We start from the raw sequence: 14,304 nt of genomic DNA on the forward strand, positions 1-14,304 counted from the left end.
CACAACCCACGGTCGTCCCATACACGATCCAACAACCAAACCCCACGACCGTCACCCACCACCAGCACAAACACTGAAGATCCCGTTAGAAGCTCATATAGCTCTACTCACATTGAAACCGTGCAGAGCAAACGCCGTCCTTGCCCAGTAGTAATGGCCAGACAAATTGCCAAAGCACGATCCCGCGCGCGGCCCGTGGGGCGTGGTCCCGGCGGTCTACCGCATCGACAATGGCCTGGAGTTCGCCGCCGAGGCCGTCGCGTCGGCGATGGCGTCAAGGCGACATTTAGCGGCCCTACCTGTGGCAACGCTCTGAGGAGCGCTGTGTCGCGTCAAGGACGGGCCGGTCACGGACCCCGCGCCAAACCGTGAGAAGCCGTCGACGCGCGGCGACTCGTGAGCGCGACAAGGCGATACGTGCCGTGGTCGACAGATCGGACCAGGCAAGGGAGCGCATCGAGCGAGTCAGGAGCGATGACACGGACAGCAGAACCGGTGACACGAACCGACGAACGCCCAGCGGCACTGCAGCACCGAGTCGCAGTTGCCGACCATGCGACACTTCCACTACCTGGTGGGAGCTGGTGGAGCATCCACTGCTCTCCGGATTACAGTTCCCTGTGTGAGCGGCCGGGTCGGTCCACAAAGGAAACGGCCCCCTGATAGCGCAGGAGGCCGTCCACTCCAACCGGTCACCCACGACCGAACCGGAGGTTCCCCATGACTGTAGGCCGCCAAGTACCCGACCATCGACAACCCCGCCCATCTGACCTGATGAGCGTGCGCGCTCTGCTGATCACCCTCATCGCTCTCGCCGCCGGCATTGGCTTGGTCCTCGCAGACCAGCCGTACCTAGCGCTCCCCGCGACCGTCGGCGTTCTCGGCGGTTTGCACGCCATTATCGGCCGATAGCCCCCATGATCCGCCGCCGTCCACACTAGACGGCGGTGGATGCATGAATCTGCGCAATACCATGCATGATCGAATCCGGCATTCAGAATGTTCTTCAGATTCGACGGTCAACCGGATTCACGGGCACTTTTCGGTCATGGACAGTGGTCGGCGGCGAGGCTGGATGCGTCCAGGACGGTTCCGGCGCGGTTCCCACCGTTCGCGTCTGTGGTGGCGGCTTCGCGTGGGACGTCGTGGTCGGCGATGGCGCGCAGCGCGTCAAGTGCTTCATGCAGCACGGGGGTCTCCTTGCTCGGGCGGGGTTACAGGAGTGCTGCCCAGGTGGTCAGGCGGATCGGGACGGCTGAGAGAGCATCGATGTGTTCGTCGAGGCCGATGGCGAGCGCCTCGTTGTTGCTGGCGGGGTGACGCGCGCGCAGGTCGGCGAAGTCGGCGAAGTCGGCGAAGTCGGCGAAGTCGGCGAAGTCGGCGAGAATATGGGTGAGGTCGTCAGCGCGGGCTTCGGCGTTGTCCCGGTTCTGCGGGATCGGCGCCTCAGACCAGGAAGAGGGCGCGGGCGGTGTCAGACCAGGGGCGGCGACGGGCATCGCCAGGGCCGCGCAGCGGCACGCGATGACACCCAGAACCGCCGTGGTGATGAAGGCTCCGGGCAGCCACGGGATCGTTCCGAGGGCCATGAGGGACCCGAGAATCGCCGCCGGGAACAGGAACATGACGGACGCGATCGCGCGGATGTTCGGCCACCGGAGCTTGCGGTCGAGTTCGGCGACGCGCCTCTCCAGGAGACCCGCGAGCCGGGTCAGCCTGGGTTGCGGCTTCATCAGCAACGGGTGCGCCCATGTCGGCCAAGGGCTTGGCGAGCCCTTTGGCGCGGCCAGCGAGCAGCCGCAACATGAAGGCATCGGTCTCGGGGGGTCCCGCGCGGGTAGCCACGACTGCGGGCGCCCGGTGGTGCGGAGCTGATTGGCTTCCCACTCGACGAGTTCGGGCGGCTTGGAGTCGGTCGGATTGGCGAGGAAGGCAACGACGACGCCAAGCAGTTCGGTGAACGTGGCCGGGCCGGGCGCGAATGAGCTGGAACTCCCCGAAGTGCTGAAGCACGACCGGATGGGGCACCAGATGCGAGGCGTCGCGGCGGTCTACTCACACGTCACCCCGGCCATGCGACACCAGGTCCGCACCCGACTGCAAGACCACTGGGAGGCTCATGCCGGCTTCAGCTCCGTCCAAGCCGCCTGAACAGGCTTGAATCGGTTTCAACGGGGCCGGTGATCTCTACCTGAAACCTGAACGCTTCCGGACTGAATGCTCCTTTTGGAGCAGCCTGCTCCCAAAACGCTCCCACCGGAATCCACAGTGGACAGGAACAAAAAGATCCCCAGGCCATGTGACCTGGGGATCCAGTGGTGCGCGATACTGGGATTGAACCAGTGACCTCTTCCGTGTCAGGGAAGCGCTCTCCCGCTGAGCTAATCGCGCGAGGCGGGAGCGGGAATCGAACCCGCGTACAGGGCTTTGCAGGCCCTTGCCTAAGCCACTCGGCCATCCCGCCGGAACTTGATCCCTTTGGCGTGATGGGACCGGCTGGTTGAGCCGACGGAGTCGGCCTCCGAGCGGACGACGGGACTCGAACCCGCGACCCTCACCTTGGCAAGGTGATGCGCTACCAACTGCGCTACGTCCGCATTTGTTGCTTTGTGGCCGGTTTCCCTGTGCCGTGGCAACGAAGAGAACTTTAGCTGACGCCTGTCAGCGGAGCAAATCGGGGGGTCCGGGTGTCGCGTCGCGGGCATCCGAAATGGCCGGTGGTGACCGTCTCATCCTGCGAGGATGACCAGATGGTCGAGGCTGTCAGGGTGTCGGTGGGTGGTCACGCGCTCGCGGTGCGACGCGCCGGAGTCGGGGGCGTGCCCTTGGTTCTGCTGCACGGGTTTCCGGCGGGCGGCGCGATGTTCGAACGCAACCTCGCCGAGTTGGCGCAGGCGGGCTTCGACGTCGCCGCACCCGACCTGCGGGGCTTCGGCGACTCCGACTTCGCCCCCGACGGCTTCTACGACGTCGCCGCCTTCTCCGGCGACGTGGCGGCGCTCTGCGACGCCTTCGGGTGGCGGCGGGCCGTGCTGTCCGGCTACGGGCTCGGCGCCGTCGTGGCCGTCGACTTCGCGGGGCGCTTTCCCGGGCGCACCGACCGGCTCGTCCTCCTCAACCACGTCCCGCCGACGGTCAACGGTGACGAAGCCGCGGCCTTGCCCGCCTACGTCGAGGAGCAGGGCCGGGAGACCGACGACCTCGTCCGCCGCCTCGAAGGCGCCGCCGGCCGGCGCGACTACGTCGCGGGTTTCCTGCGCGAGTGGGGTGCCGCCGGCGCCTTCGCCGACGCCGACATCGCCGCCTTCACCGCGCCCTACGCCGACGCGGCGCGCATGGAGGCCGCCTTCGGCTACGCCCAGGCCCTGTGCGGAACACGCGAGTCGTCCGGCCCCGCCATGCTCGACCGGCAGGTCCGCCAGCCCGTCCTCGTCCTCACCGGACCCGACGACGGCGCGCTCGCCGACAACTTCATCGCGCGCTGCGAGGCCGCCTACCCGCAGGTCATCGGCCCCTTCGTGGTGCCCGGTGCGGGCCGTTTCCTCATGTGGGAGAAGCCCCGCCTGTACAACCGGACCCTCGCCTTCTTCTGCGCCGACCTCATCGACTGAACCCACTACGATGTCGCGACCGCACTCGGGAAGGAACCCGGATGACCGAGCGACAGCGACGGTGGCAGATCCTCATCGAAGAGCTCATGGGCGGCGGCCAGGCGATGGTCTGGCGCCCGCGACTCATCGAGCGGACCTACCCGCACCCCGAACCGGCACGCCAGGCCGCCTACACCCTCGCCCACGAGCACGAGCCGCGCCACCCCTTCAGCAAGGGCCGCCGCACGGTCCTCTGCGTGGACGAGAACAGTTTCCTCGTCGTCATCGAAGGCGCCACGATCGAGGCCCACTTCAAGGTCAACGTCGCCGAGGTCGTCAGCGTCGTCGACTAGCCGCGATCGCCCGGCGGGTCGTGCAGCAGGTGGTAGGCGTGGCCGAGCACCTCGGCGATCAGCGCGCGGACGTGGTTGTCGCGCGCCCGGTAGATCATCCGGCGTCCGTCGCGCCGGGCCAGCGCCATGCCCGCGAGCCGCAGCTTCGCCAGGTGCTGCGACACCGACGCGCGCGGCGCTCCCGACAGCTCCACGAGCGTCGACACGTCGTGCTCGTCCTCGGTGAGCAGCCACATCAGGCGCAGCCGCGTCGGGTCGGCCAGCAGCCGGAGGGCTCCGACGGCGGCCTCGAACTCCTCGTCGGCGGGCGGCAGTTGCGAGTGACTGGCAGAAGCCATGTTGTTGTGTGCGCACACGTTTGCATAATGCCCTCCACCTGGTGCATCATGCAAGTCGCGATCCCCTCGACGGCATGGAGCGAGAGCGGATGAACACACCCGAGCACCACCACCGTCCCCACCACGACCACGGCCCCTGGGCAAAGCTCAAACACCTGCTGAAACCCCACAGCCACGACTCCGCCGACAAGGTCGACCGTCGACTGGAGTCGAGCGCCGACGGCATCCGCGCGGTGTGGTGGAGCTTCGCCGCACTCATGCTCACCGCCGCCGCACAGGTCGCCGTCGTGGCCGTCTCAGGCTCGGTGGCGCTGCTCGGCGACACGCTGCACAACCTCGCCGACGCCCTCACCGCCGTCCCCCTCGCGATCGCCTTCGTCCTCGGCCGCCGCGCCGCCGACCGCCGCTACACCTACGGCTACGGCCGCGCCGAAGACCTCGCCGGGCTCGTCGTCGTACTGCTCATCGCCGCCTCGGCGGTCCTCGCGGCCTACACCGCCGTCGACCGGCTGCTGCACCCGCGACCGATGGGCAACTGGGGCTGGGTCGCCGCCGCCGGGCTCGTCGGCTTCGCGGGAAACGAACTGGTCGCCCGCTACCGCATCCGGGTCGGGAAACGCATCGGCTCGGCGGCCCTGGTCGCCGACGGCCTGCACGCCCGCACCGACGGCTTCACCTCCCTGGCCGTCCTGCTCGGCGCCGGAGGGGCCGCCATCGGCTGGGGCTGGGCCGACCCGGTCATCGGGCTCGCCATCACCGCGGCGATCCTCTTCGTCCTGCGCGACGCCGCCCGCGAGGTCTACCGGCGGCTCATGGACGCCGTCGACCCGAAACTCGTCGACCTCGCCGAACACGCCACGCGGGAAACCCCCGGCGTCGACGGTCTGGGCCCACTACGGCTGCGCTGGATCGGGCACCGGCTGCGCGCCGAAGTCGAAGTCACCGTCGACGCACGGCTCCCCCTCGTCGACGCCCACCGCATCGCCCACGACGTCGAACACCGGCTGCTGGACACGCTGCCGCATCTGTCGGCCGCCCTCGTGCACGCCAACCCCGGCCCGGTCGAGGCGCACCACCGGGCGCACGCGGTCTCCTAGCCGTTCACGGACGCACGAGTGCACACCGTGTCGAGGTAGTCGGTGATCGCGTCCCGGTTGCGGGTCAGGCACTCGACGCGCCGGGTCATCCGGTCACGTTCGTCTTCGAGCGCGGAAAGAACCTCCGGCGGCGCGTCGGGCAGGTGAATGTCGCGGGGATTGTCGAGGCACGGCAGGATCCGGCGGATGATCCTGGTCGGCACCCCGGCGGCCAGCAGACCGCGAATCTGGGCGACCCGGTCCACATTGGCCTGGTCGTACTCGCGATAACCGTTCCGGTCACGCCGGGGCGCGATGAGCCCCTGCTCCTCGTAATACCGCAGCAGACGACGGGACGTACCCGTCGCCTCGGAGAGTTCACCGATGCGCATGTGCCCGACCTCACGCTTCGTCCGGTTGACCTTCACATCAATGTGAGCGCTCGACGATACCGGCATGACCGACACGAACACGAACCCGACGACAGGCTCCGGACCGCCCGCGGTGGCCGCGGCCGTCTTCCTCACCGCCCTGACCGCGACCATGCCCGCCGGGATCCTGCCCGCGATGGGCGCCGGTCTCGGCGTCGACTCCCCCACGGCCGCGCAAACGGTCACCGCCTACGCCCTCGGCGCCGCGCTGACCGCGATCCCGCTGACGGCGGCGGGCCGCCTGCGGCGCAAGCCCGTCCTGCTCAACGCCTTGGCGGCCTTCGCGCTGGCCGTCACCATCACGGCCCAGTCATCGAGTTTCCCGCTCACGCTCGGCGCACGGCTGGTGGCGGGCGCCGCCGCAGGGCTCGTGTGGGCGGCCACGGCCGGGCACACGGGCCGTCTCACCCTCGCCATGGCGGGAATCCCGCTCGGCCTGATCCTCGGACCGGCCGCCGGTGCCCTGCTCGGCGACCGGTTCGCCTTCGGCGCCACGGGCATCGTCGCCATCGTCGTGCTCGGCTGGATCGCCGTCACCGTTTCGAACTCTCCCGGACGACCGTCCCCGGCGCGTCCGCGAGCGCTGCGAACGATGCGTGTGGCAGGCGTCGCGGCCGTGCTGTTCTCCACCCTGGTCCTCGCCGGTGCCCGTCTGCTTCTGCCCGGCCGCTCCGACCTGGTCGTCCTGGCCGTCGGTGCCGCGATCCTCATCGGCGCCTGGGCCGTGGTCACCTGGACGAGCCGCCGACTTCCGGTGACCGCCGTTCTCGCGATCGCCGCGGCGGTGACGGGCGTGGGGCTGCTGGCCGGCCATCCCGCGCCGGTGTACCTCGCCGTCGTTCTGGCGGGCCTGGCCTGGGCCGGCGGGTCGGCGCCGAGGATGACGACCGGCGGCGAACCGGCCACGCTGTGGATCGCGGCGATGGCGACCGGCGTGGTCGCCGGCGGCGTCCTCCTCGGCCTCTCCCCCACCGGATCGGTCCCGTGGGTGCTCCTGTCGCCGCTCGTGGCCGTCCTCGCGGCCGGACTCACCGCCCACACGCACGGCCTGCGGATCGGGCTCAGCCGAGATCCAGCCCCGCGAGTTCGCCTCGCGAGGCGACACCGAGTTTCGGGTACGCCTTGTAGAGGTGAAACCCGACCGTGCGAGGGCTGAGGAACAGCCGGGCACCGATCTGGCGGTTGGTGGCACCCGACGCCGCGAGCCGCACGACCTGCAGCTCCTGGGGTGTGAGCGTGTCGAGGCCCGGTGTCGCGGCGGGGGCGGCCCGGGTGGTGACGTGGGCGCCGCTGGCGGTCAGTTCGGCACGGGCGCGTTCGGCCCAGGGCACGGCACCCAGCGCGTCGAAACCGGCCGCGGCGACGGTGAGCTGTTCGCGGGCGTCGGCGCGACGACGTGCGCGCCGCAGCCACTCGCCGTAGGCGAGCCGGGTCCGGGCCTGCTCGAAGGGCCTGCCGCCACCGTCGTGCGCGGCGAGGGCCTCGCGGTAGTGCGCCTCGGCTTCGCCGTTCGGGCCGAGCAGGGCGCGGCAGCGGTGGGCGACGGCCAGGGCCCAGGGGCGCCCGGCCGCTTCGGCCCACGCGTCGAAGCGGGCGAAGGCGGGCAGGGCACGGGCGGGTGTGCCGAGGCGGACGCAGGCCTCGACGTGGTCGGGGACGGCGAAGGTGACGATCACGGTGTGCCCGAGGGGCCCGTCGAGGAGGCCGGTCATCCGCTCGGCGACCTCCTCATAGCGGGACCGCACGAGGTCGAGCAGGCCGAGGGCGCATCCTCCCCACCCGGAACCGTGCCGCTCAAGAGCGCCGCCGTCGGCTTGCCGGGCGAGGTCCCGGCATTCCTCGTCCTCACCCCGGACGGCGGCCAGGCGGGCGAGGATGCCGTGCAGGTGCCGCAGGCGGCCCGCCTGCCCGGTGTCGTGGGCGATGCGCCAGGCCTCGGCACCGGAGTCGGCGGCCTCGGCGTGTCTCCCCGACAGGATCTGCGCCTGGGTGAGGAGCTGGAGGGCGTGCGGCAGCTCGCCGATGAGCCCGCGGCTCCGGCAGGCCTCGACGCGCGCGGTCGCCAGTTCCCGCGCGGCGTCGTCGTCGCCGGCCATCAGCGCGCTGAACATCGCGTAGGTCCCCGGGACCCGTTCGGCCGCGACCGACCGGTCCTCGGGGATGGCGCCACGCAGCAGCGACACGCCGACGGCGGGGTCACCGGCGGCCATCCGCTCCATCCCGCGCATCGCGGTGGCCACGGGGATCAGCCCGGCGTCAAGGCGCGGGCCGAGGCGGTCCAGAATCGCCGCCGTCGCCACGAGCGCGGCGTGGTCGCCGGCGAACCAGGCCTCACCGGCCGCGGCGGCGAGCATGGTGAGGGCGTCGACGGGGGCGGTGCCGGCGATGTCCCCGGCGGCGGCGATGAGCGTGCGCGCGGCGGCCGCGGGGTCTCCCTGCTCGGCGTCGACGGCGGCCCGGACGCTCGCCAGCCGGGCCAGCAGCACCGGCTCGGCGGTGAGGCGGGTCCCGCGCTCCGACGCCGACGCGGCACGGCGGAGCTGCCCGGCGGCGAGCATCGCGTCGGCGGCGGTGGCCAGGAGGCGGGCGCGGTGTTCCCGGTCGACGGTGAGCTGCGCAGCGCGCTCGAAGGCGGTGGCGGCCGAGGCGTTGCCGCCGCGCCGGCGGGCGCGTTCACCGGCGGCGGCGAGGATCGCGGAGGTCTCCTCGTCGGGTCCGAGCGCGGCGGCCGACAGGTGCCAGGCGCGGCGGTCGGCGTGGTCGGCACCGTCGAGCGCACCGGCCAGCGCGCGATGGGCGGCGGCACGGTCGGCGAGGGGCGCGATGTCGTAGGCCGCGGCCCTGATCAATGGGTGCCGGAAGTGGACGTGGGCGCCGGAGACGGTGAGCAGCTCGGCCTGTTCGGCGGGGGTCAGGTCCTCCGGTCCGGCGCCGAGGGTCTTCGCGGCGGCGACGATGGCGTCGAGACCACCGGCACCCTCGGCGGCGGCGGTCAGGAGCAGGGTTCTGGTGCGCTCGGGCAGGCCGCGGATCGTGGTGCGCAGTGAGCGCTCCAGCCGTCCCATAAGCGAGGTGTCGGTCAGCCGCAGGGGCACCGGGGCGAGATGACCCGCGCGTTGCTCGGGCGTCAGGGCCCGCGCGAAGGTCAGCAGCGCCAGCGGGTTTCCCTCCGACTCGGCGACGACGCGGTCACGTGCCCCGGGATCGAGGGCGGCGGCCTGTTCGGCGACCAGCCGGGCACTGTCGGCGGTGCTCAACGTAGACAGACGCAGCTCGGGGAGGTCGTGGGCGACCCGGTCGGTCCCGTCGCGTCCGGCGAAGATCATGGTGATGCGTTCGGCGGTGAGCCGCCGCGCCGCGAACAGCAGGGCGTCGGCCGAGGCCCGGTCGAGCCACTGAACGTCGTCGACGAGACACAGCAGCGGCGAACGCTCCGACAACTCGGCGAGCAGGGTGAGGGCGGCCAGCCCGACAAGGAAACGGTCCGGAGGCTGTTCCCCGGCTTCGCCGAACGCGGCGGACAATGCGGCGCGCTGCCCGGAAGGCAGGCCGTCGATGTGCCGCCGGACGGGACGGAGCAACAGGTGCAGCGCGGCGAAGGGCAGCTCGGCCTCCGCCTCGACGCCGGTGGCGCGCAGCACCTGGACCTCGTCGGGAACCGTGTCGGCGACGGTGGCCAGCAGGGTGGACTTGCCGATGCCGGCGTCGCCGTGAACGGCGATGGCGTTGCCGTTTCCGGCGCGCGAGGCGTCGATCATCTCCCGCAGGAGGGCGATCTCCGTGCTCCGGCCGATCATGTCCGCAGACCCTAGTCAACCCGTCTCCGGGCGGGAAACCGGCCCGCGCCGGGGCCTTCCAGGTCACGCTGGGAAGGCCCCGGGGGTGGGTCAGGAGGCGGTGTGCCCCGCCATGTGCGCGCTAGGTGCGCCGGCCAGCCGGGTCAGGGCCTCGGGCAGCCCGGTGCCATCCCGCCCGGCCCAGCCGACGTATCCGTCGGGGCGGACCAGGATGAGCGGGCCGCCCGCTTCGGCGGGGGCGGCCACCCGGACGCGGTCCTCCCAGCCGGGCAGGTCGGCGTCCCCGATGAGCACGAAGCGGCGGTCGCGCAGGGCCTCGTAGAGGCGCTCGCCACCGGCGAGGGCGACGTCGGCGGCGCGGGTGCCGACGAGCGCGTGCTCGCCGCGGTGTGCGGGGTAGGTGTAGCCGATGCCGCTGAGCTGCCCGGTGATCCGCGCGCGGATCTTCGGGACGGACAGGGCTCGCCGTACGGCGAAGCCGCGCAGGGCCTGGCCCACCGCGGACTCGATCATGGCGGCGCGGATGATGGCGCCGCTGCTGCGCAGCACCGAGCGGCCGACGGGGTGGCGTTCGGCCTGGTAGGTGTCGAGGAGTGCGTCGGGGGCTCCGCGCAGGACGGCGGCGAGCTTCCAGCTGAGGTTGGCGGCGTCCTGCAGGCCGGTGTTCATGCCCTGGCCACCCGCGGGCGAGTGGACGTGGGCGGCGTCCCCGGCGAGGAAAACACGGCCCACGCGGTATTCGGGTGCCTGGCGCTCGTCACTGTGGAACCGCGACAGCCAGCGGGGGTCGTGCATGCCGTAGTCGCTGCCGAGGGCGCGGGTGACGACCTGGCGGAGTTCGTCGAGTTCGAGGGGCTGGTCGTCGGGGACGGGGTTGTCGCGGTCCCAGGCGAAGATCCGGTAGTAGCCGTCGCCGAAGGGCGCCATGAACGCGAAGGCGTCGCCGACACCGTTGACGGCGAGCAGTTCGGCGGGCTCCTCGGCGACCTTGACGTCGGCGAGCATGATCGATTTCAGGACCGAGCGGCCCGGGAAGGGAAGGCCGAGGGCCTGTCGCACGGCGCTGCGGTGGCCGTCGGTGCCCACGACATAGGCGGCGCGGTGCGACCCGCCGGTGGTGTGGACGGTGACGCCGTCGGCGTCTTGGTCCACGCCGTTGACCTCGGCGTTGTGGACGATCGCGACGCCGGCCGCGCGGGCTCGTTCCAGCAGCAGTCTCTCGACGTTGTACTGGGGGGTGATGAGCAGGTACGGGAAGCGGCTGGGCAGTGCGCCGAGGTCGACCTCGACGGTCTGGAACAGCCGCAGCCTGCCGACCGCCGAGCCGGTGGGCAGGAGCGGGTCGGCCAGGCCCCGGGCGTCGAGCTGTTCGAGGGAACGGGCGTGGACGCCGAAGGCGCGGGAGAGGTTGGAGATGGCGCCGTCGCGACGTTCCAGAAGCGTGACGTCGACGCCCGTCTGCGCGAGGTCGCCGGCGAGCAGCAGCCCGACCGGCCCGGCGCCGACGATGATCACATCGGTCATGGAAGGGCTCCTCAGTAGTAGTTGCGCATGAGTTCGGTGGCCCAGCGGGGCTGTTCGGTCTCGCCTTGCGGACCGAACTCGGCCATGTAGGGCTTGATGTCGAGCACGGGGGTGCCGTCGATGGCGTCGAGGCCGTGCACGTGGACGTCGAGGCCGTCGACGGACAGGAGCCGGCAGCGGGAGACGCCGAGGAGGTTGGGCCGGTTTCGTCCGCGCTGGGCGAAGATCCCGACCTCGGGCCAGTCGGGGTTCCCGCGTGGGCGGCGGGCGGTGGTGTTGATCTCGGCGGGGTCGACGCGGTGGAAGTGGTAGACCACCTCCAGGTGCGAGAAGGCGTCGAGCCCGGCGAGGGCGCCGGGCCCGAAGCGGGTCCCGTCGAGGCGGATGACGGCCTGTTCGGTGTTCCAGTCGTCGTCGAACGGCTCATCGCGGCCGCCGGCGACGACGCCGATCGGTGCGAGGGTGATGGCTTCCACGTCGGCTCCTTTGCGGGTCGAAGATCAACCTATGGCCGCGCGGGGTGCGGCGGATCCGTCGGCGTGACCGGTCGCGGGCGGGTGCGACCGGCGTTGCTTAGGTATGCCGAAGGCGCCACCGATCCGTCGTCGTGCGACAGGACGGTGGCGCCGTTCCCCATGTGGGGCGTCAGTTCCCGGGTGTGACCTTGATGTTCGTCAGGCCGTTGCGAGCGTTGGACACCGTGTTGGAGGCGTGGACGACGTTGAGGTCGCCGGAGCACTTCGACGTCGACGAGACGTAGACGGCCCATTTCCCGACACCGCCGAGGTCGGAGTCGTTGTCGCGCCAGACGTTGCCGCATCCGTTCGGGAAGGACGGGCTCGTCGACGGGTTGTGGGTCTCGTAGCCGTTGGCGAAGACGCCGGGCGGGTCGAAGGTGCCGCTGTTGCCCTCGATGAGGTACCCGACGCCCTTGGCGTCGATCCAGGAGTCGGCGCTGTTCTGGCCGGCGATGCCCTGCCCGTCGAAGACGTTGTCGCGGACGACCCCGTCGAAGGTGCCCTCCTTGATGTCGATGTGCTCGGCGGACACGCCGGGACCGATGTGGTTGCCGATCACCTGGACGCGGTCGGCGCGGTCGGCTCCGCCGGTGACGCCGTAGCAGCCCCAGTTCGAGTTCGCCGATCCGATGTAAACGCCCTCGCCGTACTGGGGTTTGACGAGGCCGGTGTGGTCGATCCGGGAGTCGCGCAGGACGCCGTCGGCCGAGGAGGAGCGGAAGTGCACGCCTTCCTCCTCGATCTGGGTCACGTACACGCCGTCGATCGTGACGTGCGCGGACCGGTCGAGCATGATGCCCTTCTTCGACTCGCGGACGGTGAAACCGGAGAGCTTCCAGTGGGGCGCGTCGTAGAGCCACAGCCCGTACCCGGAATCCCAGCCCGCGGTGGGCGCCGAGCAGGAGGGACCGGTGCCCGACGGGCCGTCGTTGATCAGGATCGCGTCACGCGGGCCGGTCAGGGTGATCGGCGCCGACGAGGTCCCGGCGTTCTCGGTGACGAAGGAGCCCCGGTAGGTGCCGGAGGCGAGCTGGATCGTCCAGCCGGGGGCGGCGTCGGCGAGCGCGTCGCGCAGTTCGGCGGCCGTGGAGACCGGGACGGTGACGGCTAAGACGCCGTCGGCGGGCCGGGGTGCGGCGGCGAGGCCGTCCGGTCCGGTGAGCGCGGCCGCCGCGAGTGCGGCCGCGCCGAGGATGGCGACGGTGCCGGGTCGTCGCGTGGTGAAGCCCATGGGTCCTCCTCGGGTCGAAGGGCGTGTGCGAGACCCGACGGTATCCAGCCCGTCATACACGTGTCAACATTTCGACCGACGTCTACATATATGAACGTCGGATCCCATATGTGGCGGGCAAATCATCGCAAGCCGTCCACATGCGACGGTGACGGCGACCCCTCAGACGCGAGGCCGGAACGCCGACAGGTCGACGTCCGGGAACACCTCGGGCATGACCCGCCGGAAGGCCTCGGCCTCGTGGGAGTCGACGGTCTCGGCGCACAGGGTCTGGATCCAGTACCAGTAACCGCGCGAGACCAGCAGCAGCTCGAACCACTCGGCGAAAGTCCGGCCGGTGTCCTCCAGCTCCTCGCCGTAGTAGTGGTAGGCGACGTGAGGGCCGTCGGTGAAGGCCGCGCAGGCCTCGGGGACGAAGGCGTCGAAGGGCTTCACCTCACGGAAGGTCTCGTCCTCGCCGGGGAACCAGACGTTCCCGGCCCAGTCGCCGTAGACCTCCGTGATGGGCAGGATGTTCACGTACCCCTGGTCGGCGAGGTCGCCTTCGGCCAGTTCGGCGACGGTGTGCCGCCACTCCAGGCTGAAGGACCCGACCTCGCGGTAGAAGTCGAGGACGTCGGCGGGCGCGGACTTCTCCACCCCCGACAGGTCGGCCTCACCGGCCGGATCGCCGATCCGGGCCGAGACGACCTCGACCCGCGGGTTGTCGCGAAGACCTTCGACCATGGCCTCCAGTCGTACACGGACGTCTCTCACTTGTACGCGCTCCCCTCGTTGGTGATCTCCCAGCGGGTGCCGCCCTTGTCCTTGCCGCCTTCGTAGACGGTGTACTCGGCGCTGATGGACTTGGCCATGGTCGGCGCGACCGCCTTGGCGACCGCTGGCGGCGCGCCGAGCTGGGCGGCGCTCGGATGGCCGGAGTAGTCGGCCTTCACGTTGTATTCGACCACCTGCTTGTGCTCCAGGAGGGCCTTCTTGACGGTCTTCTCCACCTTGCCGTGGTGCTGGGAGTTGGCGCTCCTGGTCAGCGGCGTCAGGTTCTTCATGGTGTTTCCCGGGCCGCCGACGTTGTGGTTGAGCAGGTGACCCTGGACGAGGTGGGTCGCCGTCCAGTCGCGGGCGGGCGAGCCCGGGTCGGGCCACCACGGCGGTACGACGCTGGGGACGGTCCCGTTCTCCAGCTTGTTCGGATGGAGTTCGGCGTGCATCTCGGTGCCGCTGCCGTTCCAGAGGGGGCCGTACTGGACATGGTGCTGCCCGGTGTACTTCCGTTGCACCGACAGTGCCTCGGCGGTCGCGCGGTTCCCGGCGGCGCGTTGCAGGTCCAGGATGGACCGCGGCGTGGCCGTCATGCGCGGCGGCGCCCGGCGCGGCTCGGGCACCTCGGGGAGCGGTTCGCGGTCGCGCATGGGGCCTCCCTGACTGTCGCGGACGTCGCCCTCATAC

14 protein-coding genes and 3 tRNA genes are annotated in these 14,304 nt (G+C 71.0%); 4 read left to right on the forward strand and 13 right to left on the reverse strand.

Features of this window, described 5'->3' with window-relative positions:
* Positions 1–1,046: 1,046 nt before the first annotated feature.
* The 5 genes from HNR73_RS32235 to HNR73_RS32255 form a co-directional block, all read right to left on the reverse strand.
* Complete coding sequence (locus HNR73_RS32235; protein WP_184791485.1) at positions 1,047–1,190, reverse strand: hypothetical protein; 144 nt, start codon at positions 1,188–1,190, stop codon at positions 1,047–1,049.
* Positions 1,191–1,214: 24 nt separating this feature from the next.
* Complete coding sequence (locus HNR73_RS32240) at positions 1,215–1,733, reverse strand: hypothetical protein (RefSeq protein ID WP_184791486.1); 519 nt, start codon at positions 1,731–1,733, stop codon at positions 1,215–1,217.
* A 583-nt stretch (positions 1,734–2,316) separates the two neighbouring features.
* A tRNA-Val gene (locus HNR73_RS32245) sits at positions 2,317–2,391 on the reverse strand.
* Position 2,392: 1 nt separating this feature from the next.
* Positions 2,393–2,464 (reverse strand) — tRNA-Cys (locus tag HNR73_RS32250).
* A 60-nt stretch (positions 2,465–2,524) separates the two neighbouring features.
* Positions 2,525–2,597 (reverse strand) — tRNA-Gly (locus HNR73_RS32255).
* A gap of 153 nt (positions 2,598–2,750) precedes the next feature.
* Between HNR73_RS32255 and HNR73_RS32260 the strand changes: the two genes are divergently transcribed.
* Positions 2,751–3,611 (forward strand): alpha/beta fold hydrolase, encoded by an 861-nt coding sequence (locus HNR73_RS32260; RefSeq protein WP_184791487.1) that lies wholly within the window; start codon positions 2,751–2,753, stop codon positions 3,609–3,611.
* 41 nt (positions 3,612–3,652) lie between these two features.
* Positions 3,653–3,943, forward strand: a complete 291-nt coding sequence (locus HNR73_RS32265; protein ID WP_184791488.1) for a hypothetical protein — start codon at positions 3,653–3,655, stop codon at positions 3,941–3,943.
* On the opposite strand, the gene HNR73_RS32270 is transcribed toward HNR73_RS32265, so the two are convergent.
* Positions 3,940–4,281: an ArsR/SmtB family transcription factor gene (locus HNR73_RS32270; RefSeq protein WP_184791776.1), complete on the reverse strand. Its 342-nt coding sequence runs from the start codon at positions 4,279–4,281 to the stop codon at positions 3,940–3,942. The two genes, HNR73_RS32265 and HNR73_RS32270, sit on opposite strands and share 4 nt — an antisense overlap.
* An 89-nt stretch (positions 4,282–4,370) precedes the next feature.
* Here HNR73_RS32270 and HNR73_RS32275 point away from each other — a divergent pair, with 89 nt between their 5' ends.
* A complete protein-coding gene (locus HNR73_RS32275; RefSeq protein WP_184791489.1) occupies positions 4,371–5,378 on the forward strand; it encodes a cation diffusion facilitator family transporter in 1,008 nt (335 codons plus the stop codon).
* Here the strand turns inward: HNR73_RS32275 and HNR73_RS32280 are convergent.
* Entirely contained in the window at positions 5,375–5,749 is a 375-nt protein-coding gene (locus tag HNR73_RS32280; protein WP_184791490.1) for a MerR family transcriptional regulator, read from the reverse strand. The two genes, HNR73_RS32275 and HNR73_RS32280, sit on opposite strands and share 4 nt — an antisense overlap.
* A gap of 64 nt (positions 5,750–5,813) precedes the next feature.
* Between HNR73_RS32280 and HNR73_RS32285 the strand changes: the two genes are divergently transcribed.
* Positions 5,814–6,944 carry an MFS transporter gene (locus tag HNR73_RS32285; protein WP_184791491.1) on the forward strand — a complete coding sequence of 377 codons (1,131 nt, stop codon included), beginning with the start codon at positions 5,814–5,816 and terminating at the stop codon, positions 6,942–6,944.
* On the opposite strand, the gene HNR73_RS32290 is transcribed toward HNR73_RS32285, so the two are convergent.
* The 6 genes from HNR73_RS32290 to HNR73_RS32315 form a co-directional block, all read right to left on the reverse strand.
* Positions 6,850–9,585, reverse strand: coding sequence for a helix-turn-helix transcriptional regulator (locus HNR73_RS32290; RefSeq protein ID WP_184791492.1), 2,736 nt, complete (start codon positions 9,583–9,585; stop codon positions 6,850–6,852). The genes HNR73_RS32285 and HNR73_RS32290 overlap by 95 nt on opposite strands.
* A 90-nt stretch (positions 9,586–9,675) precedes the next feature.
* Positions 9,676–11,109 carry an FAD-dependent oxidoreductase gene (locus HNR73_RS32295; RefSeq protein ID WP_184791493.1) on the reverse strand — a complete coding sequence of 478 codons (1,434 nt, stop codon included), beginning with the start codon at positions 11,107–11,109 and terminating at the stop codon, positions 9,676–9,678.
* Positions 11,110–11,120: 11 nt separating this feature from the next.
* Positions 11,121–11,585, reverse strand: a complete 465-nt coding sequence (locus HNR73_RS32300; protein ID WP_203686543.1) for an SAM-dependent methyltransferase — start codon at positions 11,583–11,585, stop codon at positions 11,121–11,123.
* Between the two features lie 169 nt (positions 11,586–11,754).
* Positions 11,755–12,858, reverse strand: coding sequence for a right-handed parallel beta-helix repeat-containing protein (locus tag HNR73_RS32305; protein WP_184791494.1), 1,104 nt, complete (start codon positions 12,856–12,858; stop codon positions 11,755–11,757).
* Between the two features lie 162 nt (positions 12,859–13,020).
* Positions 13,021–13,614, reverse strand: coding sequence for a hypothetical protein (locus HNR73_RS32310; RefSeq protein WP_184791495.1), 594 nt, complete (start codon positions 13,612–13,614; stop codon positions 13,021–13,023).
* On the reverse strand, positions 13,611–14,267 hold the full coding sequence (locus HNR73_RS32315; protein ID WP_184791496.1) for a DNA/RNA non-specific endonuclease: 657 nt from the start codon (positions 14,265–14,267) through the stop codon (positions 13,611–13,613). Before HNR73_RS32315 ends, HNR73_RS32310 begins: the two co-directional genes overlap by 4 nt.
* Positions 14,268–14,304: the final 37 nt, after the last annotated feature.

Source organism: Phytomonospora endophytica, from assembly GCF_014202425.1.
Classification (GTDB): domain Bacteria; phylum Actinomycetota; class Actinomycetes; order Mycobacteriales; family Micromonosporaceae; genus Phytomonospora; species Phytomonospora endophytica.